Consider the following 23,352-nt stretch of genomic DNA (forward strand, 5'->3'; position numbering starts at 1 on the left):
GGACGCGGCCGGTTCGGTCAGCCGGCGATCCCGCGCAGCTCCGCGTCGGGCGGGAGGATCCGGACGAGCTTGCGGTTCGCGAACTCGCGCATGCCCTGTTCGGAGAGTTCCCGGCCGTAACCGGACCGCTTGAGGCCGCCGAACGGCAGGTCGGGCTGGGTCGAGGTCGGATGGTTGACCCAGACCATGCCGGTCTCCACGCGCTCGGCCACCCGGCGCCCGCGTTCCACGTCCGCGCAGAACACCGATCCGCCGAGGCCGTACCGGCTGTCGTTGGCCAGGGCGACGGCCGCGTCCTCGTCGGCGGCCCGGTGGACGACCGCGGCCGGCCCGAAGAGTTCCTCGGCGTAGGCGCGCATGCCCGGCTCGACGCCGGTGATGATCGTGGGTTCGACGAAGGCACCCTGCCGGTCGATCCGGTGGCCGCCGGTGACCAGTTCCGCGCCCTGCTCCACCGTCTCGCGGATCTGGTCGACCAGGTCCGCGGCTGCCCGCTCGGAGGAAAGGGGGCCCAGGGTGGTCGCCTCGTCGGCGGGGTCGCCCGGCCGCAGCGCCTCGAACGCGTGGCGCAGTCCGTCCACGAACGCGTCGTGGACCTCGTCCAGGACGATGAACCGCTTCGCGGCCACACAGCTCTGCCCGGTGTTCGCCATACGGCCCGCGACGGCGGCGGCGACGGTGCGTTCCAGGTGTGCGCCGTCGAGGACGATGAAGGCGTCACTGCCGCCGAGCTCCAGGAGGCTGGGCTTCATGTTCCGCCCGGCCCGCTCGGCGACCTCGGCGCCCGCCTTCTCGCTGCCGGTCAGGGAGGCTCCGCGGACGATCGGGCTGTCGATGATGCGTCCGACCTCGGCGTGGCTCACGAAGAGGTTCGTGTAGACGCCCTCGGTGGCGCCCGCGTCGTGGAACAGCGATTCCAGGGCGAGCGCGGACTGCGGGCAGCTGCCGGCGTGCTTGACCAGCACGCTGTTGCCCAGCACCAGATTGGGCCCTGCGAAGCGGACCACCTGGTAGAGGGGGAAGTTCCACGGCATCACACCGAGCAGGACGCCGAGGGGCTCGGTGACGAGGTACGCCTCTCCCTCCGCCACGTCGAGCGGCTCGTCGGCGGCGAACTCGGGCCCCCGTCGGGCGTAGTACTCCAGGATGGACGCGGCGAGGTCCACCTCTCCGCGCGCCTCGGCTATGAGTTTGCCCATCTCCAGGGTGATGAGCGCGGCCAGTTCTTCCTTGCGTTCCCGCATCAGTTCGGCCGTACGTCCGACGATGTCGGCGCGTTGCGCGACCGGCCGCTCGCGCCAGGCCTCGAACGCCTCGGCGGCGAGTTCGAGCGCGGCGTCGACCGCCGCCCCCTCGACGGCCGGGAACTCGGCGAGGGTTTCCCCGGTGTACGGGTCGACGGTCGCGAACGGGCTCTTGTGTGGATCCGACATGGAACCTCCGGTGGAACAGGTGCGGTGTGTGTGGTGAGCGGCCTGAGGGGGCGGGTGGCCTGAGGGGGTGGGTCGCGGAGCTCAACCGACGTGCTCCGCGCTCAGCTCAGTGGCTGCGACGGCCCGCCACGAGCCGGTAGACCAGGAGGAGCAAGACCGAGCCCGCGACGGCCGCGATCCAGGTCGACAGGTGGAAGAACCCGTCGATCGAGTCGACTCCGAAGAGGACCTTCCCCAGCCACCCTCCGAGCACGGCGCCGACGACGCCGATGAGCACGGTGGCCAGGCACCCGCCCGGGTCCCGGCCCGGGGTGACGGCTTTGGCGATGGCTCCGGCCAGTAGGCCCAGCAGGATCCAGGCGATGATTCCCATGAAGCTCTTTCGGTGGAGATGGCACGGACACCCCTCCAGAGTGTCCGGGAAAAATAGGTCTAAACCTGGTCTTTTTGAATCTCCTGCGGCTCTGTGTGAGCGGCGCGGCGGAGTTGGCCCACCATCGTGTTGGCGACCGCGACGAGGGGTACGGCGATCACCGCGCCGGCTATGCCGGCCGCCAGGCCGCCGGCCGCGACGGAGAGGATGACGGCCAGCGGGTGGACGCGGACGGCGCGGCCGAGGATGAACGGCTGCAGGACGTGTCCTTCGAGCTGCTGGACCGCCAGGACGATGAGGAGCACGGCCAGCGCGGTGACCGGCCCGCAGGTCACCAGCGCGACGAGGACGGCGAGTGCCCCGGAGGCCACGGCGCCCGCCAGGGGAACGAACGCGCACAGGAAGACCAGCGCCGCCAGGGGGACGGCCAGCGGGACGTCCAGGAGGTAGAGGCCGAGCCCGATGAAAAGGCCGTCGATGAAGGCCACGGCCACCGTGCCGCGCACGTAGGCGGTCAGGGTGCGCCAGGCGTACGGGGCCGCAGACGCCACCGCGGGCCTCCCGGCGGCGGGGACCAGGCCGAGCACCCACCGCCAGACGCGGGGGCCGTCGTAGACCAGGAACAGGGTGGAGAAGGCCGTCAGCAGGGCCCCGGTCAGGAACTCCGCCACGAAGGTGGCGCCCTGCAGTCCGGTCGTGGCCAGCTTCGCCGCGTTGGCGCCGACGGCGTCGCTGAGGCTCTGGGCGGCCTGCTCGACCTGTTGGTCCGTGACGTGCAGGGGGCTGCGCAGCGCCCAGGAACGCAGCTGGTGGATGCCCTCCTGGAGGCGGCCGGCGACGTCGTCGGAGTTGGCGACGACCTGCCATACGACGAACCAGCCGATCAGGGTCACCACCGCGAATCCGGCCACGATCACCAGGGCGGTACCGAGGCCGCGGTGCAGGCCGGAGCGTTCGAGACGGCATACGGCGGGGCGCAGCAGGGCCGTGGCGAAGAGGGCGACGACGAACGCGAACGCCACCAGTTGCACAGTGGCCACCACGCGCATCAGGAGCCACAGGGCGGCGGCGAGGACGATCAGCCGCCAGGCCGCTTCGGCGCCGACCCGTACACCCCAGGGGATGACGGAACTCGGCTCGGGTGGGAGGCGGCTGTTCACACGCTCCCGGAGCCCGGTCCGATGCTCGGGGGACGCCGCGTACTGTTCCGTGGTCAAGGGGGTCCTCACTGGGTGCTCGCGCGATGGGCGGTTACCCGTGAGCCCTTGCCCCGGCCCTGGCGGTCGAGGAGGAGTCGATGGTCCCGGACCGGGGGGACTTTGGTCGTCCCCTACGAGGTGTGACCAGCTGGGTCAGCTTTTCCAGGACCCATGCCGACCTCGAACTCTGCACGCGTACGAGGCTCCGCCGTCGCGGTGACCCGCGGTCAGGAACCCGCGGTCAGGGGCCCGCGGTCAGGGGAGCCGCTGTCGTTCGCACTCGGCCAGCACCAGGCGGGTCAGCTCCACCCGTGAGCGGATGCCCAGCTTTCCGTAGATGCGCCGGAGGTAGTAGTTGACGGTGTGCGGAGACAGCTGCACCTCGCGCGACACCTGCCGGTTCGTCAGGCCGTCCGCGACGCGCAAGGCGATGGTGCGCTCGGTCTCGCCCAGTCCCTCCCAGCCCGCAGCGGCGCCCGGAGCGGGTGCCGCCGACTCGGGAGAGGTCACCGGGACGCACCGGCCCGGATGCTCCCGGATCAGATGGGAGCTGGAACCGGGGGAGACCTCCACGCGCTGGTCCGCCTGGCCCCGCGCCTCGAGCAGGGCCCGTAGGTCCTCGGCCGCCGTCGCCCCGCCCCAGGCGTCGGTGTGTTCCGCGGCGGCCCTGCGCAGGCCGTCCGGATCGCACTCGAAGAGCGCCCGGGCGTGCGAGGCGGCAGCCTGCAGTCCGGCGATGCCCGGATTGGCCGCCGCCAGCCGTTCCACCGTCCGCAGCGCCTCCTGCCCCGGCGCCGGATCCCCGGCTGCCCGGGACAACCGTACGAACCATGCCGCGGCCCCCGGCTCCGCGAAGTGCAGGGTGCCCAGGGAGGGGAGGGCTCGGTGGGTGCCGCGCAGCAGCTGCGCGGCAGCCCGGGACTCGCCCCCGGCCGCCAGCCGGAGCAGGCCCAGCCACGCCACCGGGACGGCGGCCAGCGGAGTCAGGTGCGGCGCGAACCCCCGCAGCCGCTCCAGGTGCTCATCGGCCGGGGCGGCGTCCGCGCGCCTGAGGGCCACCCGGGCCAGGGTGGCCGACGCCCACGCGGCCAGGGTGTGCAGGCCCTGCCGATCCGCCGCCGCCAGCGCGGCGCGCGCAGCCCCGTCCGCGTCGTCCAGCTCCCCGGCCCGCACATGGGCCTCGGCGAGCGCGAGACCGGCGGCCGGCCCGAAGGTCGCCAGGTCCCTGGCGGAGGTCTCCTCCAGTAGCCGGCCGATGAGGGCGCGGGCCGCCGGGATCTCGCCGACCGCGATCAGCCGCCGGGCGTGTGCGATCCGCGGGTAGGCCCGGGCCGCGGCGGTGTCCGGGGTGAGGGGCTGCTCGGCGGCCTCGGCGCCACTGCGCAGGGCCCCCTCGGCGTCGCCCTCGGTCCACCGGATCCGGGCCAGGGCCGTCGCGGCGGCGCGCAGGGCCTCCTGGCTGCCGTCCTCGGCCAGGTCGGGCGCCGGTCCGGCCGCAGGGTCGGTGTCGCCGCGCAGCACCTCGCTGCCGCCGACCCCGACCATCAGCAGGTCCAGCAGCACCCGCCGCAGCGCCGCCGCCTCGTGGTCGGGCATCGGCCGCCCGAGTGCGTTGCGGGCCAGCACCAGGGCGGAACCGGCGTAACCGGAGGCCAGCAGCGTGTCCAGGGCGCCGGGGAGGCCCGCGCCGCCGCCGGACGGGCCCGGCCGCTCCCGGCGGGCACCGGTCCCGCGCCCCAGCGCGACGAGGTCGTGCGGCGGCAGCACCGGCCGGGCGGCCACCCGCCGGGCCTCCTCCAGCAGGGCGGAGCGCACTCCGGTGGGGATGGCCTCGTACACGGCCCGCCACAGCAGCGGGTGTTCGAAGGTGACCCCGTCCTCCGCGAGCCGCAGCACCCCCATGGCCAGGGTCTCCTCCAGTGCGGGCAGCAGCGCGGCGGTACTCGTGTTCAGCATCGCCACGGCCTGCGAGAGCTGGAAGGTGCGGCCCAGCAGCGTTCCCACCCGCAACAGCTGTACGGACTCGGGCGACATGTCACGCAGCAGGCCCGCGACCGTGGCCCGTACCCGGTCGGGCAGCCGGCCGGGAGTGAGCCGCACCAGGTCTCCGTCGGGACCGATGCGGCCCTCCTCGCGGAGCCCTTCGAGGAATTCGACGATCAGCCGCGGGTTGCCGTTCGCGCAGGCCATCACGTCCAGCAGGGCGGGCTGGGGCGCCACCCCGAGCTGCCCGCCGACGAGTTCGCGCACCGCCGCTTCGCCGAGCGGCTCCAGCTCCAGGCAGGTGCGCGTCACGCCCTGCTCGGAGCGCGCGTCCTCCCAGGAGGGGAAACGGGACCGGTCCGCTCCCGCCGCGCCCGCGGTGCGGGCCAGCAGGACGGACACCGGCCGTGCGGACGGGGGCCGCTGCTCCCGCACCAGCGACAGCAAGGCCTCGGCCGCCCCGGCCCCCGCGTCGTCGATCACGAACAGGGGCCGCTCGGTACCGAGGGCCTCCCGCAGTGCCCGGGGCGGCGCGGGGGCGTACAGGTCCGCGTCGCCCAGCTGGTGGACGGCGAAGCCCCGGCTCCGGGCCCGGCCCGCGGCGTCGAGGAGGAGACGGCTCTTGCCGATGCCCGTCTGCCCCCCGACGACGAGGAGTTCGGGGCGCCCGTGCGCGGGCTCGTCCAGGAATTGCAGGAGGCGGCGCTGCTCCTTCTCGCGCCCGTACAAGGCCGTCACCGCAACCATTCGTCCGTCTCCCGCCCCTAGCAACCGCCCCTCGCCGGACCGGCGGTTTCCGCATCCCGCACCACCATAACCATGCCGGGCGGGGCACGGCTGGATCAGACCGTCCGGCCGGTACGCGTACGAAACATCCCGGCCACGAGCCCGCCCATGATGCGCTCCCCGTCCTCGGTCAGCACGGACTCGGGGTGGAACTGGACCGAGGCGAAGGCAGGGCCGCGCAGTGCGTGCACCTCGCCGGTGTCCGGGTCGAGGCTGACCCGGACGGGACCGAACTCCGGATGGCCGAACTCCCGTGACCCGCTGCGGGCGGCGTAGGTGTTGTAGAAGCCCGCCCGCACCACGGTGCCGAAGAGGTCGACGTCCCGCTGCACGCCCTGGTTGGGCACCGCCCGCCGGACCAGCGCCAGCCCCAGGCGGCTCGCGAGGACCTGGTGACTGAGGCACACCGCGAGGAACGGCCGACCCTCACGGAGCAACCGGCCGGTCACCTCCCGCAGATGGCCGATCTTCGGGTCGGCGGCCGCCCGGGGGTCCCCCGGCCCGGGCCCCATGACCACGAGGTCGTGTCCGTCGAGACCGTACGGCTCGTCGTACCGGCGAACCGTCACCGACAGCCCCAGGGAGGCGAGTTGATGTCCGATCATCGAGGTGAAGGTGTCCTCGGCGTCGACGACCAGCGCCGTACGTCCGGCCAGGCCGGGGAGCGGCCGCAGCCGGTCGGCGGCCGGCCGCAGCCAGAAGTCCGCGAGGCCGTCGTTGCGACGGCGCAGCTCCTCGCGCACCCGCGGATGGGCGGAGAACCGGGTCGGCCCGCTCTCCAGCGCGCAGAGGAGGCCGGCCGCCTTGGCACGGGTCTCGGCGACTTCGGAATCCGGGTCGGAATGGCGTACGAGGGTGGCGCCCACGCCGATCCTCACCCGCCCGCCGCCGGTGATGTCCGCCGTACGGATCATGATGGCCGAATCCAGACTGCTCCGGCCCGCCCCGTCCCGGCCGATCAGGGCGACGACCCCGCTGTAGTAGCCGCGCCCGGTCCGTTCGTACCGCTGGAGGACCTTGGCGGCGCTCTCCAGCGGGCTGCCCGTGACGGTGGGCGCGAACATCGTCTCCCGCAGGATCTCCCGCGGGTCCCGGTCCGTGCGCCCCTCGATGTAGTACTCGGTGTGGGCGAGCCGCGCCATCTCCCGCAGGTGCGGGCCGGTGACCCGGCCGCCGGCCGGGCAGATCCGGGCCATCATCTTCAGTTCCTCGTCGACGACCATGCACAGCTCGTCGGTCTCCTTGCGGTCCGCGAGGAAGTCGAGGACGCCGGAGAGGGTGGGGCCGGAGGCGGGGTAGCGGTAGGTGCCGCTGATCGGGTTCATGACGGCGTTGCCGTCCGCGACGCTGATGTGGCGTTCCGGGCTCGCGCCGACGAAGGTGCGCTCCCCGGCCCGGACGAGGTATGTCCAGTACGCGCCGGACTCGCGCTGCAGGAGCCGCCGGAAGAAGGACAGGGCGCTGCGGAAGCCGTAGTCGGTGACGTCCGCGGTGAAGGAACGCTGGATGACGAAGTTGGCGCCCTCGCCGCGCCCGATCTCGTCGGCCACCACGCGCCGCACCAGCTCCGCGTACTCCTCGTCGGGCACGTCGAAACCGCCGCCGGTCAGCGCCACCGGTTCGTCGGGCAGCCTGCGCAGTGCCTCGTGGAGCGGCAGCGCCTCCTGTTCGGTCACGGACAGGGCGATGAGCGGCTCGCCGTCGTCGGTGCAGGCGTAGCCCCGCTCGGTGATCTGCCGGTAGGGGACGAGGGCGAGGACGTCGTGGCGCGCCGTCCCGCCGGCCGCCCCGGACGGCGGCAGCGGCAGGTCGGCGAGCGCGCCGACGTGCGCCAACGGACCGGCGAGGACCTCCAGCCGCTCGCCCGACCAGTCCGGCCGGTGCAGCAGGGCGTAGGCCTGACGGCGCCCCTGCAGTACGTGTTCCAGCAGGTCGGAGGTCACCGGGCGGCCCTTTCGGCGCGGAGCGAGGACACCAGGGCGTCGGTGGTGGTGACCACCGCGCAGCGGGCGGCGGCGTACTCGAGGGCCAGGCGGTGGGAGGCGGCGTCGAAATCCGCGACGGCATCGGCGACCAGGAAGGGGCGGATGTCGTGCGTGAAGGCGTCCACGGCGGTCATCAGCACCCCGACGTGGGCGTAGACCCCGCACAGGATCAGCTGGTCACGGCCCGCCTCCCGCATCCGCGCCAGCAGGTCGGACGCGAAGAACGCGCTGTAGCGCCACTTGGTGAGCAGCCAGTCCTGCGGGTGGGGGGCGAGCTCGGGGACGACCTCGCGGTCCTCGGGCGCCACGCGCATGCCCGGCCCCCAGAAGTCGGCGAGCAGCCCGCGCTCGCTCTCGGTCATGCCGCCCGGCTGGGCGGTGTAGGCCACGGGGATGCCGAGGCCCGCGCACCGGCGGCGCAACAGGGCGGCGTTGCGGATCAGTTCGGTGCCCGGCGAGCCGCCGGACCGGAAGGGCTCGAGGAAGTAGCGCTGCATGTCGTGGACCAGCAGTACGGCCCGGCCCGGATCGGGCTCCCAGGCAGCGGTGTTGGCGGGCAGATCGGCCGTGGTGGGCATGGGGTAGGGGGCGATGGCGGGAATTCCCGGCATGGTCGTCCTCGGATTCCTTCTCTACGCGGCGCGCCGCAGGCGATCGCGGCGGCTCGGCGGCGGGATTTGCACGGGCGGTGCGGCGGTGCGGCGGCGGGGTCCGTGGTGCGGGGGAGCCGCGGGACCGTTGCCGCGGGGCGTCAAGAGCGTCGGCGTCAGAAGCGTCGGCGTCAGAAGCGTCGGCGTCAGGACCGTCGTGGTCAGGAGCGCCAGGCGGCGGCGACCGCCGCGGCCTGTGCCGGGTTCAGGCGCGGGTCGCACAGGCTCGTGTACTTCGTCTTGGCGACGGAGATGTCCTGCGAGCCCCACACGCACTCGGTCACCTCGTCCGGGGTGGTCTCCAGATGCAGGCCCGCGGCCGTGCCTCCAGCCGCGGGGACCGCCTCCTGGAACTCCTCCACCTCGCGCACCACGGTGCCCACCAGCCGGGTCTTGAGCCCGTCGGGCCCGCTGACGGTGTTGCCGTGCATGGGGTCGCACAGCCACAGCACCGGATGCCCGGCGGCCCGTACCGCGCGCACCAGGGCGGGCAGCCGGGCGGCGGCCGTACCGGCGCCCATCCGGGCGATCAGGGTGAGCCGCCCCGGGCTGCGCCGGGGATCCAGCCGTGCGCACAGGGCCAGCAGTTCGGCCGGGGTCATCCCCGGACCCACCTTGCAGGCCACCGGGTTGGACACCAGGGACAGCAGCGCTACGTGCGGCCCGTCGATCTGCCGGGTGCGCTCGCCGATCCACGGCCAGTGGGCGGAGCCGAGGAGTATCGACCCGTCGGACTGCCGCCGCAGCAGCGGAAGTTCGTAGTCGAGCAGCAGGGCCTCGTGGCTGGTCCACACGGGGGCCGAGATCCGGTGGCGTTCCGCGGGCGGCCGGTCCCAGCCCAGCGCGTCCACGACCCGCCGGGCGGCCCGGTGGGCGTGCAGCAGCAGGGCGGGGTCCGGCTGCCGCAGCACCGGGTCGGGCTCGGCCGAGTTGACGGCGGGACCCCGGTACACCGGAAGCTCCCGCCCGTTCACCGTCTCGGTGGGCCGCGAGCGGGGCTTGCCGTACTGGCCGGCCAGCCGCCCCACCCGCAGCACGGGACGGCCCGAGGCCATCGCCATGGTCCCCGCGAGGACCTCCAGCAGGCCCGCCTTGCGGGCCACGTCGTACGGGTTGCTCTCGGCGAGGTCCTCGGCGCAGTCGCCCGCCTGGACCACCTGGATCCGGCCCGCGGCCGCTTCGGCGAGACGCCCCGTGAGTTCACCGGTGTCGGCTGCCGTGATCAGCGGGGCGGAATTCTCGAGTTCCCGCAGAACAGCCGGAAGCTCCGGGTGGTCACCCCACTGCGGCTGCTGGAGGGCAGGCAGCGCCGCTATGGCAGTTCGTATCTCGTTCACCTGAAATTCCATTCCGATTCCGGGGATTCCTTGAGCGCGGCGGCCCGTACGGCGCGGGCGACGGCAGGGGTCACCCGCGGATCCAGGGAGTACGGCACCACCCGGTCCGCGGCGAGGTCGGGGGCGGCGAGCTCGGCGAGCGCGTCGGCGGCCGCGATCTTCATGGACTCCGTGATGCGACGGGCCCCCGCGTCCAGTGCGCCCAGGTAGACGCCCGGCGAGGCCAGTGTGTTGATGACCTGGTTCGGGCGGTCGGCGGCGCCCGTACCGGTCACCGCGGCGTATCCCGCCACCAGATCCGGATCGACCTCCGGATCCGGGCTGGACAGTGCGAACACGACGGGGTCCGGGGCCATGGTCTCGATCAGCTGTGGCGCCACCCGGGAGCCGGACACGCCGACGAACACGTCGGCGCCGCGCAGCGCCGCCGCGGCCGTGCCGTGCAGGCGCCGCGGGTTGGTCCGCTCCGCGAGGGCGGCCTTGACCGGGTTCATGCCCGCCCGTCCCGGCACCAGGATGCCGCGCGAGTCGAGCACGGTCACGTCCCGCACGCCCGCCGCGAGCAGGATGGAAGCGCAGGCCACACCGGCTGCTCCGGCACCGTGCACGACCACGCGGCGGCTCTGCGGCGACTGTCCGAGCACGGTGCACGCTCCGCGCAGCGCCGCCAGGACCACGATGGCGGTGCCGTGCTGGTCGTCGTGCATGACCGGACAGTCCAACGCCTCGACCAGCCGGGCCTCGACCTCGAAGCACCGGGGTGCGGAGATGTCCTCCAGACTCACCGCGCCGAAGGAGTGGCGCAGTCTGACGACGGTCTCCACGATCTCGTCGACATCGGTCGTGGACAGGACCAGCGGTACCGCGTCCAGCCCGGCGAACTTCTTGAGCGCGGCCGCCTTGCCCTCCATCACCGGCAGCGCCGCTCGCGGACCGAGGTCGCCCAGGCCCAGTACGGCGGTCCCGTCGGTGACCACGGCGACCAGCCGGCCGGCCCAGGTGTAGTGCGCCGCGAGTGCGGGATCGGCGGCGATCGCCTGGCTCACCCGGGCCACCCCGGGGGTGTAGGCGGCGGCGAGGGAACGTGGGTCGTCGAATGCGGTGGTGATCTCTATGCCGAGTTTTCCGCCTTCGTGTGCGGCGAATATCTCGGCGTCCGTAACCGGCTTTCCGGCCCTGGTGGTGATCATGCCGAGAAGGCTATCCACGGAATCCGCGAATTCGGACTACTCGCTCGAGTAGTACCGGTCCGGAGCCTTGAACTACCCGTTCGCGCAGTGGTCACGCACGCAATGGCGAACACACAATGGCGAAGCAGGAATTCAGCGACCCCTAAGGACGAGAGACCGCCATGGCGACCCTGATCATCAGCAACCAGCGCACCGAGGAGATGGTGGGCGACCTCGAACTGCTCGCCCCCGAATACCGCCGCTACGTGGGCAACCAGGCCCAGCGCATGGCCTGGCTCCTCGGCGAGGGCGATGTCCTCGTCCTCCCGGTCGCCGCCGACGAGGACTTCCTGCGCTACGTCACCGACCGGCTCGGCATCGACCGCTCCTCGGTACAGGTCCTCGTCCCGCCGCAGGGCCGCTTCGGCGAGGGCGTGCTTTCCCGCGACCGGCTCGGCGACGACACCTTCGTACGCGAACTGCGCGAGGCCGTCGCCACCCACCGGGTGGACCAGGTGCTCCCGTTCCACTTCGACAGCACCGTCGCGGGCCTGACCCGCGCCCTCGGTCTCGACGCCGCCACACCCGGCTTCGGCTTCCTCGACCAGAGCGGCGGCCGCCTCCTCAACAGCAAGGCCACCTTCCGGGCCCTGGCCGGCGGCACCGGTTCGCCCGTACCGCGCGGCGGAGTCTTCGCCGGGCAGGACGACGCCGCGGACTTCCTGTGGGAGCAGCTCCTCGGCCGCGGCCGGCCCGCCATCCTCAAACAGGACTTCCACGTAGCCGGATTCGGCAACGAGATCGTCAGCCCCGTCCCCGGCATCGCCCCGATCGGAGCCCAGCGCACCGTGGTCGCCGCCGACCGCGCCGAACTCGACAAGTACCTGACGGACCGGTGGCCCTGGCTGACCGACGGCGGCCGGGGCACCGTCGTCATCGAGGACTACGTCCCGCAGTCCGTACCCATCTACGCGGAACTGCGCGTCGAGGACGGCGGCATCGAGTTCACCGGGCACGGCGAGATGCGCATGAAGCCCGTGCTCAACGGCCTGATCGTGCCCGCCCCCTCGGCCGGCCTCGACGCCTTCCCCGGCTTCCTCGAGACCGCCCGCCGGCTGTGCGAACCGCTGCACGCCATGGGCTACCGCGGCACCGTCAGCATCGACGCGATCGTCACCCCCGGCCAGGACATCCTCATCAACGAGTTCAACTGCCGCACCGGCGGATCGACCCACATCCACCGCATCGGCGAACGCGTCGTCACGGGCGACTACTTCGCCGACCGCGTCCTGGTGGAACTGCGCCGCTGCACCTTCCCCGGCTTCACCGCCACCGTGCGCGCACTGGACGCCGCCGGTCTGGGATACGACCCCGCCACCCGCACCGGAGTGCTCATCACGGTGGACGACGGCAGCCCCGACGGAGGCTTCGGCGAGTACTGCGTGGTCGGCGAGAGCCTGGAGCACGCCGAAGCACTCGAAGGACGCGTCACCCGGCTGCTCGCCGGATTCGGCACGAAGGGCTGAGGGCGGTGACCGCAGTCAGGAGCGGCTACCGGGCCCTGATGACCCGCGACCTGCTGATCTGGGCACTCGTCGCACTGACCGGCAAAGCGCCGGTGGCGATGGCCCCCCTCGCCCTGGTGTTCATGAGCCGCGAGGGCCCCGGCGGCTACACCCTCGGCGCGACCCTGGCCTCCGTCTATGTACTGGGAGAGGTGGTGGGCGCCCCCCTTCTCGGCACCCGGCTGGCCCGCCACCGCATGCGCCCCCAGCTGGCCGCCGGCCTGCTGGTCGCCGCGGCCGCCTTCGCCGCGATCCCCCTCACCCGGGGTGCACCCGTACCCGTGCCCATCGCCCTCGCGTTTCTCGCGGGCGCGGCCCCGGCCGCCTGCCCGGGCGGCGTCCGCACGCTCCTGACCCGCCTCGTCGACGAGGCCGCCGTACCGCGGGCCCTGAGTGCGGAGGCCACCCTCACGCAGATCACCTGGGCCGCCGCCCCCGCGCTCGTCGTCGTCCTGGCGCTCCAGGCCTTCGCCGGAGCCCCGCTGATCCTCGGCGCCGTCCTCGCCGCCGCGTCCGCGGCCCTGCTCGTCCTGCTGCCCGAGCCGGAGCCGCTCGCCTCGGCCACTCCGGCTGGGCGGACCGGCCGGGAACCCGGCATGACACGGATCCTGCTGTCCGGCTGGCCCGTCTACCTCACCAGCGCCGCGGCCATGGCCATGCTCGCCACCGCCGAACTGGTCCTGCCCGCACTGCTGGAGGACCGCTCCATGCCCGTTGGCTGGTCGGGGCCGCTGCTCGCCGGGTTCGCCCTGGCGAGCGCCGGGGGAGCCTTCTGCTACGGACTGCGCACCTGGCCGGGATCGGTCCGCGTCCAGAGCCTCGTACTGCTCGCCGTCACCGCAGGCTGCGTAGCCCTCGTGACGGTCCTGCCCGGACTGCCCGGTGTGGCGATCGCCCTCGCGGCGGCGGGTGTCTTCCAGTCGGGAGTCATGGTCTCGCGCAGCCTGAGCCTGCGCGAGCGCCTGCCCGAACACGCCCACGCCGCCGGGTACTCGATGATGTACGCCGTCCAGGGCGCCGGCTACAGCCTCACGGCGTCCCTCTCCGCGGTGGCCCTGGAAGTCGCCGACCCGACGACGGCCATCCTCGGCGGCGTCGTCATCGCCCTGGTCATCACCGCGGTCAGCGCCCTCGCCGAGCGAACCCCCCTCCCCACCCGCAAACCCGTCCCCGCCCTGAGCGACCCCCGTCCCTGAACCGCGGAGCGGGCCGATGGCCGTCTCGGCGCGCCCGCGGAGCCGTCGCCGTCGTCGCCGCCGCGATCCGCTCCTGACGGTCCTTACCGGGAAGGGGCCGTCAGGCCCCCGCCCCCGCACAGGTGGTTTTCACCTGTGCGGGGGCGTTCGGGGGTCGGGGGCCAGGGGTCGGTCGGGAGGCTAGCTGGTGGGGAAGCTGTCGGCGGTGCGGATGCGGTCGCGGATCCAGACACCGGCCGGCTTGAGCGAACCGGTCCCGGTCCAGGGGCCGTTGTTGTCGCAGGTGCCCGTCTTGAAGACGGCGCCGGTGCGTTCGTCGTCGGAGAAGTTCCAGTTGGTCCAACTGATCTTCTTGGCTGCCATCAGGTCGAGGTACTTCTGCGACATGGTGAAGTCGTTGCTGCCCTCGCCGGCGTAGTTCTGGGTGCCGAACTCCGTGACGAACACGGGGATCCGGTCGGCGGCGCGCGAGAGGGTGTCCAAGTACTCCTCGCGGTGCGAGTACGCGTAGAAGTGGAACGTGTACAGGATGTTCGCCGCGTTCACCTGGTTGTTGACGACCTCGGTCTCGTCAGCGCCCTCGGAGACGCCGAAGGACGACCACGCGCGGGTTCCGACGATCACCGGTGCGTCGGAGTCGATGTTCCGGATGACCGGGATGATCTGCTCCGCGTAGCTCTTGACCTTGGCCCAGCTCACCTCGCTCGGCTCGTTCGCGATCTCGTAGAAGATGTTGTTCTTGCCCTTGTGGCGGTTGGCGATCGCAGTGAAGAACGTCTTGGCCCTGGCCAGGTTGTAGTTCGGGTCACCCGGGTCGAGCATGTGCCAGTCGACGATCACGTACATGCCCCGGGCCGTCGCCTGCTCGATGAGCGAGTGGGCGAGGTCGGTGAACTTCTGCGGGTCGGTCTCGTAGCCGTCCTCCTGGACGTAGGTGGAGACGCGCAGTACGTCGGCGTTCCAGTCCTTGGCGAGGGCGTCGAGCGAACCGCTGGTGAGGCACTGCGCGTACCACTGGGTGCCGTGGGTGCTCATGCCGCGCAACTGGATCGGCTTGCCGTACTGGTTGCAGAGCTTGGTGCCGCAGACCGCGAGCTGGCCGTTGATGCCGACCGGAGTGGTGCCGGGCACGGGCGGCGTCGTGGTCGCGGTGTCGACGGTGAGGTGGTCGACGTTGGGGCCGCCGTTGGCGGTGGTGGCCGTGGCACGGATGGTGTTCGTACCGGCCTTGAGGGTGGCGGTCAGTCCCGCCGTGGTCCAACTGGTCCAGGCTCCGGTCCCGTTGAACGCCTTGTTCGGGGCGACGGCCGTGCCGTTGACCGTGATGGTCATGGGGCGGTTGGTCGTGGTGCCGTTGGCGTAGCGCAGATTGACCGTGGCGCTGCCGGCCTGTGCGGCGTTGACCGTCCATTCGACGTAACTGCCAGTGACGTTGTCGTAGTTGACGAAGCCGCTGCCGGTGTATCCGGCGTGGTTGGACTCGGCCGCGCCCTTCGACACAAGGGCGCTCTCCGCCTCGTGGGTGACGGGTGCGGCCGAGGCCGTACCGGGTGCGGTCGTCAGGCCGACGAGCAGACCGCTGACGACGGTTGCGGCTGCGGCGAGGGAGCGCAGTCGAACGCTTGGGGGTCTCAAGGTGTCTCCGTCCGTTGACGATCGGGCGATCGTAAGGAAACTTTCCTAATGGAATGGAATAGCAGCGCCCGACCCGGCCGCACAAGAGCCCGCACCGAATCCACGTATGTGGATCAAATATTGATCCCAAGACAGGCATTGACCAGCTGGACGTACGTCAGCACGATGTGACACGGCTACATCCCCTCCGCCCCCACAAATCCCAGGAGGTACGTTGTCCGCACGATGGAGAACCGTCGCCGCACTAGGCGGCGCCACGGCCGTTCTGTGCGCCTCGGGCGTCGCGCTCGGAGTCGCAGACGCCCGCCCCGCCGATCCCCGGCCCGCTGCCGCCGCCCCCGCGCCGCTCGTCGGTCTGGACCTGTCAGAAGCCAACCGACGCACCCCACTGCCCGGTCTGTACGACTGGTCGAAGGCCGGATACCGGGGCGGCGCCGACCTGCCGGGCCCGGCCCAGACCACCCCCGACGCCGCCTGCCAGATCACGGCGGCCGAACTCGCCTCCCAGTACGGGGTGAAACCCGGAGACGGGGCCGACGACTCGGCCGGACTCCAGGCCGCCATCGACCACGTCCGCACCAACTGCTCACCCGGCGGCAGTTACACCAGACTCTCCCTGATCACCCTTCCGGCGGGCGTACTCGACGTGTCCCGCCAGATCTCCGTCGACGCGGACTACCTGACCCTGCGCGGGGCCGGCAGCGCTCCGGGCGGCACCCGCATCGTCTTCCGGCCCGACACCGACACCCGGTACGACGCCCTCACTCCCGACGGGTCCGACTGGGACGAGGACGGCATGACCTCCGGATCGGCCAAGGGCGGCTGGATCTGGCCCGGCCGGGGCCTCTTCCGCGTGCAGTCGCGCGGGGTGCACACGGCCTACGCCTCCGAATACGCGGCGGCCCCCGCGAACCGCAAGGACCTCTTCGAGGGCACGGTCGACGTGCACTGGAAGGCTGGGCTGAAACTGCGCGGCAAGAGCGGCGACACCGGGTTCGCGGCGCGCACCGGAGACAGGATCGTCCACCTCGCCGCCAGCGGCGCGCTCACCCCGTTCGCCGTTGGCGGGCTGGTGAACATCCGCGCCGCCAACTCCCTCACGTTCTACGCCCAGCAGAACGTCCAGCCCGCCGACGGGACCCTGCAGAACATCCACATGCGCCAGCAGATCTTCACCATCGCCGCCGTGGACTCCGCGAACCGCACGCTCACGCTGGACAAACCGCTGGAGTACGACGTACCGGTCACCTCGACCTCCGACGGTTCGGCGGCCATCGAGGGTGCCGTCTACGACTCCAAGGCCGCCCCCCTGGTGGACCCGGTGCTCGGCGTCGGATTCGAGGACTTCGCACTCACCCAGGAGATCCCGGGCCTCGACCCCGCCGGCGCCGTGCACAACTACGGCAACATGGATCCGGCCCAGGAGATGCACGGCATCGTGTTCAAGTGGGCCGCGAACTCCTGGGTCCGGGGCATCAGGACGGAGATGACCGGCTCCCACCCGATCGTCACCGAGGAGGCCTACCACCTCCAGATCGTCGACAACCAGCTCGACGGCTCCTGGAACAAGGGCAAGGGCGGCAACGGCTACTTCCGCGGCTCCCGGGTCTGGGACTCGCTCTACGCGGGCAACACCTCGCGCAACCTGCGCCACTTCACCTTCCAGTGGTCGGCCTCCGGCAACGTGGTCATCGGCAACGACTTCGACTCCGACCTCAACCTGCACGGCGGCTGGGAACGCAACAACCTGTTCGAACTGAACAAGGTGACCGTGCCCTACGACCACCGCTCCGCCAACTGCCGTGCCAACTGCGGTGAGGAGGGCGGCGGGTCCCCTGACGCCTCGACGTGGTACCCGATCTGGTGGGGTGCGGGAAAGAAGGCGGTGAAGTGGTCGGGCTCCAGCGGGCCGCGCAACGTCTTCTTCAACAACACGATGACGAAGCAGGCCACCGCGGGCGCGGCGTACACCCCGTACTACGCCGACCATCAGCGCGTTTACCAGTTCGGCTGGAGCGGCAGCGGATGGAAGCACCTCGACTCGGGCGGTACGCCGATCAGCGACTGGGCCGGGCGCGAGCAGCTCGACTACACGGGTGGCCACGGAATCGACGCCACCCTCACGGACACCGGTGCTTCGCTCTTCCTCAGGTCGGTGACCGGAGGGAACCCCACACCGACCCCGACGCAAACGCCCACCGGGATCCCGAGTCCGACCCCGACGCCCACCGCGACTCCCACCCCGACGCCGACTCCCACGCCGACCCCGGCGGGCTGCCTGACCGCGAGGACGGTGCGGACCTCGGTCTGGAGCAGCGGATACGGCATGGACGTGTTCGTCAAGAACAACTGCGCCGCCCCCGTGACGGGATGGCAGGTGGGCTTCGACCTGCCCGGTGGCACCGCCGTCTCCAGCCACTGGGCGGCCACGAAGGCGCAGAGCGGCCAGCACTACACCTTCACCAACGTCGCCTACAACGGCGGCCTCGCCCCCGGCCAGGAGAAGGGCTTCGGCTTCAACGCCTCCGGGCCCGGCTCTCCGACCCAACTCACCGCACGTCTGCGATAGGAGCGCCGCCACCATGCGCAAATCGATACCCGGGGCGGCGGCAGCCGCCTTCGCCGCACTCCTCGCGGCGGGACTCCTGAGCCCGGCCGCCCATGCCGCCGCGCCGCGCCTCACCGCGAAGGCCGTCCAGACCTCGGTGTGGGACACCGGCTACGGAGCCGATGTACCGGTCACCAACGGGGGAGACGCCGCCGCGACGGGCTGGACCGTCGAATTCGACCTGCCGGCCGGAACGACCGTCTCCAGCCACTGGTCCGCCACCAAGACCCGGAGCGGTCAGCACTACACCTTCGCCAACGTCGCGTACAACCGCGACATCGCGCCCGGTGCGACCGCGAGCTTCGGCTTCAACGCGAGCGGGCTCGGTCTGCCGCTCAACTGCAAGGTGAACGGGGCGCCGTGCGACGGCGGCGGCCCCACTCCGACTCCCACCTCCACGCCGACACCCACCTCCACGCCGACACCCACCCCGACCCCGACCCCGACACCCACCGCGCCCTCGGGCCCCGTGGTCGAGGTGGCGACCTCCGCCCAGCTGAAGAGCGCGCTCGCCGCGGCCGCGCCCGGCCAGACCATCCGGCTGGCGGCGGGGGAGTACCGCGGCTCCTTCATCACCCAGCGTGCCGGGACCCAGGCCAAGCCGATCACGCTCACCGGGCCCCGGACCGCCGTGCTCGTCAACGACGGCCCCTCGGGCGAGGCCCCGTCCTGCCCGGTGCCCACGGCCGGCTGGGACCCGGGCTACGGGCTCTGGCTCCACGGGGCCCCGTACTGGAACCTCACCGGATTCACCGTCAGGGACTCCAAGAAGGGAGTCGTACTCGACGCCTCGCACCACGTCACCCTCGACGGGCTGTACGTCCACCATGTCGAGGAGGAGGGCGTGCACTTCCGCCGCTCCTCCGCCGACGGCGTGATCCGCAACTCCGTGGTCGAGTACACGGGCTTGGTCCAGCCCGGCTACGGCGAGGGCGTGTACCTCGGCTCCGCCGGCTCGAACTGGGGGTGCCACGGCAACTCCGGCGGGGTGGACCGCTCGGACCGGGTGGTGGTGGAGAACAACCGGATCGGACCGTACGTCGCCGCCGAGGCGATCGATGTCAAGGAGGGCACCTTCGCCGGGATCATCCGCGGGAACACCTTCGACGGCCGCGGGCTGACCGGCCAGAACTCGGCCGACTCGTGGGTGGACGTCAAGGGCGTCGACTACCTGATCGAGGGGAACAAGGGCACCTTCTCCGCGCCCGGAACCTTCGCCAACGGCTACGAGACGCACAATCCCGCAACCACGCCGTCCTTCCCCAACGGCTGTGGCACGGTGTGGCGCGACAACACCTCCGACCTCGGCGGCGTGGGCGCGTACGCGATCAAGGTGACCTCCACCTCGCAGTGTTCGGCCCGGCCGAACGTCGTGTACGTGTCCAACGCCGTGACAAGGGCGGTGAGCGGGCTGACCAACATCCCCGTGACGCCGTAGTGCCGGTCCCCGCCGCTACCTGATGCCGTGGCGGCGGAGCGTGGTGGCGAGGGTGGTGGCGTGTGCCACCACGGCCTTCGCCACCCGCTCGACCTCCTTCTCCGTGGCGGCGCCCACCGGCATGGAGCAGCTGATCGCGTCCGTGGCGGGGATCCGGTACTGCACCGGCGCCGACAGGCAGGCGACCCCCAACGTGCCCTGCTCGCGCTCCAGGGCCCAGCCCCGGTCGCGCGCCCGGGCGAGCTCGTCGTGCAGGGTGGCCCGGTCGGTGACGGAGCTCGGGGTGAGTGCCTCCAGGCGCTTCGGCAGGATCGCCTCCACCTCCTCGGTGGTGAGCTCGGCGAGCAACGCCTGTCCCAGCGCCGTGAGATGGGCGGGCAGCCTGCGGCCGACCCGGGAGATGGCGCGGACGCTGTCGCGCGCCTCGCGGCTCGCGAGGTACAGGACGTACGCGTCGTCGCGGCGGGCGAAGTGCACGGTGTACCCGGTCTCGGCGCGCAGGTCCTCGATCACCTCGTGCGCGTACGGCAGGGCGGGATCGCGGTCGAGGTAGGCGGTTCCGGACAGCAGCGCGTGGGGTCCCACGCCGAAGGCGGATCCGGTGTCGTCGGCCTCGACCCACTTGAGCTCGCGCAGGGTGCGGACCAGCGCGTGCAGGCTGCTGCGCGGATAGCCGAGGCGCTCCTGGAGTTCGGAGACGGTGAGCCGTTCGGCGGAGGCGGCGAGCGCCTCCAGGATGCGCACGGTCCGCTCCGCGGACTTCACGGTCGAGACGTCCGACTGGGCAGCAGGCATGTCCACCCTCCAGATCATTTCCTCATGAGTGTTGACCCGCATGGTAGCGGAGGCTAACTTCCCTCTGCAGAGCGACTACATTCTCAGATCCTGTCCACATATCTAGACGGGGATTCGTTCACGATGAATCGCAGAGCCGCGTCCACCTCCCTGGCAGCCTCCCTGGCCGCCGTGCTCGCCCTCACCTCCCTCACCGGCTGCGGTGACGATTCCGGGCCCACCGCCGGGAACGACCAGGCGCCGCTGGAGATCTGGGTCCGCAAGCCCCCGGGCTCGCCCACGGAGAAGACGCACCAGGAGCTCGCCGCCGCCTTCACGAAGGCCACCGGCGTACCGGCCAAAGTGACCGCGCTGTTCGACGACTTCGAAACGAAGCTGCAGCAGGCGGCGGCGCAGAAGAAGCTGCCGGACCTGATCGTCAACGACACCGCCCAGCTGGGCACCCTCGTCAAGCAGGGCCTCGTACGAGAGGTCGACAAGGCCGCCGTCCAGGGCGGGGACCAGCTGATACCCGCCTCCTGGGAGGCGGCGAAGGCGGCCGACGGCAAGTACTACGGAGTCCCCTTCTCGGCCCAGACGTTCGCCCTCTTCGTCCGCAGGGACTGGCGGGAGAAGCTGGGCATCGCACAGCCCGCCGACTGGGACCAGCTCGACGCCCTCGCCACCGCCTTCACCACCAGGGACCCCGACGGCAACGGCAAGGCCGACACCTACGGGTACGTCATCCCCGGCACCACCAAACGCGGCTACATGGACTGGTACTTCTCCAGCTTCCTGTGGTCCGCGGGCGGCGACTACTTCACCGGCGGTGACCCGAAGGCCCTGAAGCCCGCCATCGGCAGTCCGGCCGCCACCGCCGCCGCCCAGCGCCTCAAGGACCAGTTCTGCACCGCCAAGAGCGTGGTCCCGGGCGCGGTGACCGCGGAGACCACCCAGGCCCACCCGCTCTTCGAGACCGGGAAGGGCGGGATCTACCTCACCGGCCCCTACAACATGGCCCGCTTCGACAAGGCGCTCGGCGCGGACAAGTACGAGGTCCTGGCGCTCCCGGCCGGCCCGGGCGGCGGGAACTCCGTGCTGGCCGAGGGCGAGAACACCTACCTGATGGCCGGGTCGAAGAACCCGAAGGGCCAGCTCGCGTACGCAGAGTTCCTGATCGGCGCCGAGGGCCAGAAGGCCGGCATGGCGGGCGACACCGCGGGCAACGTCGTACGGCTGCCCGTCAACAAGTCGGTCGACCTGGCGTCCGTACGCACCGACAAGCGCTGGCTGGTATTCGACAAGGTCTACCGCGAGGCGGGCCGGTACTCGCCCGTGGTCAAGGAGTGGACCCACTTCCGCCAGGCCTCGGCCGAGGCGCTCAACGGCATGGTCGCCGACTGCGGCTCCGACCCCGGAGCCACGCTCGCCAAGCTCGCCGAGTCCTTCACCGCCGAGCTGAAGAAGCAGGGAGCGGGCTCCTGATGCGCCCGCCGAGGCAGGGGTGGCTCACACCGTGGCTGTTCCTCGCCCCGGCGCTGCTCCTTTTCGCGCTCTTCAAGTTCCTGCCCATGTGGCGGGCGGTCGAGATGAGCTTCCACGAGGTGCGGCCCTACCTGGGCGACCGATGGGTCGGCGGGGGCAACTACCGCCAGGTGGTCACCGACGAGGCCTTCCTCGACGCGATCGGACACACCCTCGTCCTGGCCGTCGGCCAGACCGGCGGATCGGTGGTCCTCGGCCTCGCGCTGGCGCTGCTGCTCGAAGGCACCGCCCGCCGCCTGTGGATCGTGCGGACCGCCGTCTTCCTGCCCACCGTGACCGCGATGGCCGTGGTCGCCGAAGTGTGGCGCATCCTCTACCACCCGGCGGCGGACGGAATCGTCAACACCCTGCTGGGCTGGTTCGGGGCAGCCCCCTCACAGTTCCTGAACAGCCCCGACAGCGCCCTGTGGTCGGTCATGGCGGTCGGGGTCTGGCGCGGGGCGCCGTACGACATGATGATCTTCATCGCCGCGCTCGCCGGCGTCGACCGCACCCTCTACGAAGCCGCGGCGGCCGACGGCGCCGGAGTGCGCAGGCGGGTGTGGCACGTGACCCTGCCCGCCCTGCGCCCGGCCTTCACGATCCTCCTCACGCTCGCCGCGATCCGCAGCCTGCGCGTCTTCACCGAGATCTTCCTGCTCACCAACGGCGGGCCCAACGGCTCCACCGAAGTACTGATGACCCTCATCTACAAACTCGGCCTGGAACGCAGCGAACTCGGCGTGGCCGCGGCCGGATCCATGGTCCTGCTCTGCGCCTCGGTCGCTCTGACCCTGGCCGCGCGCCTGGGGCGGGCCCGCACCGGAAAGGAGGCGCGATGAGCCGCCTGGACACCGCGCTCGGCCTGGAGGCCCGGCGCGGCGCGGTCGCCGTCACCGCGAAACTGCTGGTGTACGCCTTGCTGGTAGTGGTCTTCGCGGGGCCGCTGCTCGCCCTGCTGGCCAGCGCCTTCAACCGGACCACCGACCCCACGTCACTGACGCTGCTCCCGACCCGGCCCACGCTCGCGAACTTCGAGGCCGCCTTCGACCGGGACGTACTGCTCTACCTCCTCAACTCCTTCCTCGTAGTCGGCGGCGGACTGCTGCTCCAGATCGCGGTCAGCGTCTGCGCCGCCTACGCCCTGGCCCGCAAACGCTTCCCGGGCCTGCCCCTGGTCCTCCTGCTGATCCTCAGCACGATGATGCTCCCCGAGGAGATCCTCGCGATCCCGCTCTCCCTGGTCCTGTCCGACCTCTCCCTCACCGGCAGCCTCTGGGGAATGATCGTCCCGGTCGGAGCCTGGGCGTTCTCCATCCTGGTGACCGCCGAATTCATGAAGGAGATCCCGGTCGAACTCGAGGAGGCCGCCCGCCTCGACGGGGCCGGAGACCTGCGGGTCTTCTGGTCGGTGATCCTGCCGCTGTGCAGGCCTGCCCTCGGGGTCATCGGCATCTTCGGCTTCACCATGATCTGGGACCAGTACATGCTCCCGCTGCTGGTCGCCACCGATGCCCGCCAGTTCACCCTCCCGCTCGCCCTGCGGACCCTGCGAGCGGACGAGGAGGTCGGCGTCGGCGTCCTGCTCGCGTCCGCGCTGCTCGCCCTGCTGCCCAGCGTGATCGCGTTCATCGCCATGCAGCGCCAGTTCATGCGCGGACTCACCTCCGGCGCGGTCAAGGGCTGACAAGCCACCA

General features: G+C 71.7%; 17 protein-coding genes. 7 read left to right on the top strand and 10 right to left on the bottom strand.

The genetic code is table 11. The features are described 5' to 3' along the window. Positions 1-17: 17 nt before the first annotated feature. The 8 genes from OTB20_RS22160 to OTB20_RS22195 form a co-directional block, all read right to left on the bottom strand. Complete coding sequence (locus OTB20_RS22160) at positions 18-1,433, bottom strand: NAD-dependent succinate-semialdehyde dehydrogenase (RefSeq protein ID WP_267819943.1); 1,416 nt, start codon at positions 1,431-1,433, stop codon at positions 18-20. A 106-nt stretch (positions 1,434-1,539) separates the two neighbouring features. Then, positions 1,540-1,806 (bottom strand): GlsB/YeaQ/YmgE family stress response membrane protein, encoded by a 267-nt coding sequence (locus tag OTB20_RS22165; protein ID WP_267819944.1) that lies wholly within the window; start codon positions 1,804-1,806, stop codon positions 1,540-1,542. Positions 1,807-1,865: 59 nt separating this feature from the next. After that, the gene (locus OTB20_RS22170) at positions 1,866-3,023 is read right to left on the bottom strand and encodes an AI-2E family transporter (RefSeq protein ID WP_420716457.1); all 1,158 of its coding nucleotides are present in this window, start codon (positions 3,021-3,023) and stop codon (positions 1,866-1,868) included. Between the two features lie 237 nt (positions 3,024-3,260). Next, positions 3,261-5,735 carry a helix-turn-helix transcriptional regulator gene (locus tag OTB20_RS22175; protein ID WP_267819948.1) on the bottom strand — a complete coding sequence of 825 codons (2,475 nt, stop codon included), beginning with the start codon at positions 5,733-5,735 and terminating at the stop codon, positions 3,261-3,263. Positions 5,736-5,830: 95 nt separating this feature from the next. Further along, positions 5,831-7,717, bottom strand: coding sequence for an anthranilate synthase family protein (locus OTB20_RS22180; RefSeq protein WP_267819950.1), 1,887 nt, complete (start codon positions 7,715-7,717; stop codon positions 5,831-5,833). Beyond that, complete coding sequence (locus OTB20_RS22185) at positions 7,714-8,370, bottom strand: isochorismatase family protein (protein ID WP_267819952.1); 657 nt, start codon at positions 8,368-8,370, stop codon at positions 7,714-7,716. Before OTB20_RS22185 ends, OTB20_RS22180 begins: the two co-directional genes overlap by 4 nt. Before the next feature lie 200 nt (positions 8,371-8,570). After that, positions 8,571-9,746 carry a 3-deoxy-7-phosphoheptulonate synthase gene (locus tag OTB20_RS22190; protein ID WP_420716458.1) on the bottom strand — a complete coding sequence of 392 codons (1,176 nt, stop codon included), beginning with the start codon at positions 9,744-9,746 and terminating at the stop codon, positions 8,571-8,573. After that, entirely contained in the window at positions 9,743-10,936 is a 1,194-nt protein-coding gene (locus OTB20_RS22195) for an NAD(P)-dependent malic enzyme (protein WP_267819955.1), read from the bottom strand. Before OTB20_RS22195 ends, OTB20_RS22190 begins: the two co-directional genes overlap by 4 nt. 161 nt (positions 10,937-11,097) lie before the next feature. Between OTB20_RS22195 and OTB20_RS22200 the strand changes: the two genes are divergently transcribed. Next, on the top strand, positions 11,098-12,441 hold the full coding sequence (locus tag OTB20_RS22200; RefSeq protein WP_267819957.1) for a peptide ligase PGM1-related protein: 1,344 nt from the start codon (positions 11,098-11,100) through the stop codon (positions 12,439-12,441). A 5-nt stretch (positions 12,442-12,446) separates the two neighbouring features. Further along, positions 12,447-13,676, top strand: a complete 1,230-nt coding sequence (locus OTB20_RS22205) for an MFS transporter (RefSeq protein ID WP_267819958.1) — start codon at positions 12,447-12,449, stop codon at positions 13,674-13,676. A gap of 180 nt (positions 13,677-13,856) precedes the next feature. Here the strand turns inward: OTB20_RS22205 and OTB20_RS22210 are convergent, their stop codons facing one another. Next, the gene (locus OTB20_RS22210; protein ID WP_267819960.1) at positions 13,857-15,311 is read right to left on the bottom strand and encodes a cellulase family glycosylhydrolase; all 1,455 of its coding nucleotides are present in this window, start codon (positions 15,309-15,311) and stop codon (positions 13,857-13,859) included. Positions 15,312-15,525: 214 nt separating this feature from the next. On the opposite strand from OTB20_RS22210, the gene OTB20_RS22215 reads away from it, so the two are divergent. Both OTB20_RS22215 and OTB20_RS22220 read left to right on the top strand, forming a co-directional pair. Further along, positions 15,526-17,880, top strand: a complete 2,355-nt coding sequence (locus OTB20_RS22215; protein ID WP_267819962.1) for a cellulose binding domain-containing protein — start codon at positions 15,526-15,528, stop codon at positions 17,878-17,880. Positions 17,881-17,893: 13 nt separating this feature from the next. Continuing rightward, positions 17,894-19,357, top strand: a complete 1,464-nt coding sequence (locus OTB20_RS22220) for a cellulose binding domain-containing protein (RefSeq protein ID WP_267819964.1) — start codon at positions 17,894-17,896, stop codon at positions 19,355-19,357. A gap of 15 nt (positions 19,358-19,372) precedes the next feature. Here OTB20_RS22220 and OTB20_RS22225 read toward each other — a convergent pair whose 3' ends face one another. Continuing rightward, positions 19,373-20,152, bottom strand: a complete 780-nt coding sequence (locus OTB20_RS22225) for an IclR family transcriptional regulator (RefSeq protein ID WP_267819965.1) — start codon at positions 20,150-20,152, stop codon at positions 19,373-19,375. A 123-nt stretch (positions 20,153-20,275) separates the two neighbouring features. Here OTB20_RS22225 and OTB20_RS22230 point away from each other — a divergent pair, with 123 nt between their 5' ends. The 3 genes from OTB20_RS22230 to OTB20_RS22240 are packed head-to-tail and all read left to right on the top strand — an operon-like array spanning position 20,276 to position 23,342. Beyond that, on the top strand, positions 20,276-21,616 hold the full coding sequence (locus OTB20_RS22230; RefSeq protein ID WP_267819966.1) for a sugar ABC transporter substrate-binding protein: 1,341 nt from the start codon (positions 20,276-20,278) through the stop codon (positions 21,614-21,616). Continuing rightward, positions 21,616-22,497 (top strand): carbohydrate ABC transporter permease, encoded by an 882-nt coding sequence (locus tag OTB20_RS22235; RefSeq protein WP_267819967.1) that lies wholly within the window; start codon positions 21,616-21,618, stop codon positions 22,495-22,497. Before OTB20_RS22230 ends, OTB20_RS22235 begins: the two co-directional genes overlap by 1 nt. Beyond that, complete coding sequence (locus OTB20_RS22240; RefSeq protein ID WP_267819969.1) at positions 22,494-23,342, top strand: carbohydrate ABC transporter permease; 849 nt, start codon at positions 22,494-22,496, stop codon at positions 23,340-23,342. Before OTB20_RS22235 ends, OTB20_RS22240 begins: the two co-directional genes overlap by 4 nt. Positions 23,343-23,352: the final 10 nt, after the last annotated feature.

This window comes from Streptomyces sp. H27-H1, assembly GCF_026627445.1.
Classification (GTDB): Bacteria; Actinomycetota; Actinomycetes; order Streptomycetales; family Streptomycetaceae; genus Streptomyces.

What these genes read in the sequence shown, in the direction of transcription:
- OTB20_RS22175 (WP_267819948.1), bottom strand. Translation starts at nt 5,735, where the DNA reads ATGGTTGCGGTGACGGCCTTGTACGGGCGCGAGAAGGAGCAGCGCCGC.
- OTB20_RS22225 (WP_267819965.1), bottom strand. Translation starts at nt 20,152, where the DNA reads ATGCCTGCTGCCCAGTCGGACGTCTCGACCGTGAAGTCCGCGGAGCGG.
- OTB20_RS22195 (WP_267819955.1), bottom strand. Translation starts at nt 10,936, where the DNA reads ATGATCACCACCAGGGCCGGAAAGCCGGTTACGGACGCCGAGATATTC.
- OTB20_RS22200 (WP_267819957.1), top strand. Translation starts at nt 11,098, where the DNA reads ATGGCGACCCTGATCATCAGCAACCAGCGCACCGAGGAGATGGTGGGC.
- OTB20_RS22235 (WP_267819967.1), top strand. Translation starts at nt 21,616, where the DNA reads ATGCGCCCGCCGAGGCAGGGGTGGCTCACACCGTGGCTGTTCCTCGCC.
- OTB20_RS22185 (WP_267819952.1), bottom strand. Translation starts at nt 8,370, where the DNA reads ATGCCGGGAATTCCCGCCATCGCCCCCTACCCCATGCCCACCACGGCC.
- OTB20_RS22160 (WP_267819943.1), bottom strand. Translation starts at nt 1,433, where the DNA reads ATGTCGGATCCACACAAGAGCCCGTTCGCGACCGTCGACCCGTACACC.
- OTB20_RS22165 (WP_267819944.1), bottom strand. Translation starts at nt 1,806, where the DNA reads ATGGGAATCATCGCCTGGATCCTGCTGGGCCTACTGGCCGGAGCCATC.
- OTB20_RS22230 (WP_267819966.1), top strand. Translation starts at nt 20,276, where the DNA reads ATGAATCGCAGAGCCGCGTCCACCTCCCTGGCAGCCTCCCTGGCCGCC.
- OTB20_RS22240 (WP_267819969.1), top strand. Translation starts at nt 22,494, where the DNA reads ATGAGCCGCCTGGACACCGCGCTCGGCCTGGAGGCCCGGCGCGGCGCG.
- OTB20_RS22220 (WP_267819964.1), top strand. Translation starts at nt 17,894, where the DNA reads ATGCGCAAATCGATACCCGGGGCGGCGGCAGCCGCCTTCGCCGCACTC.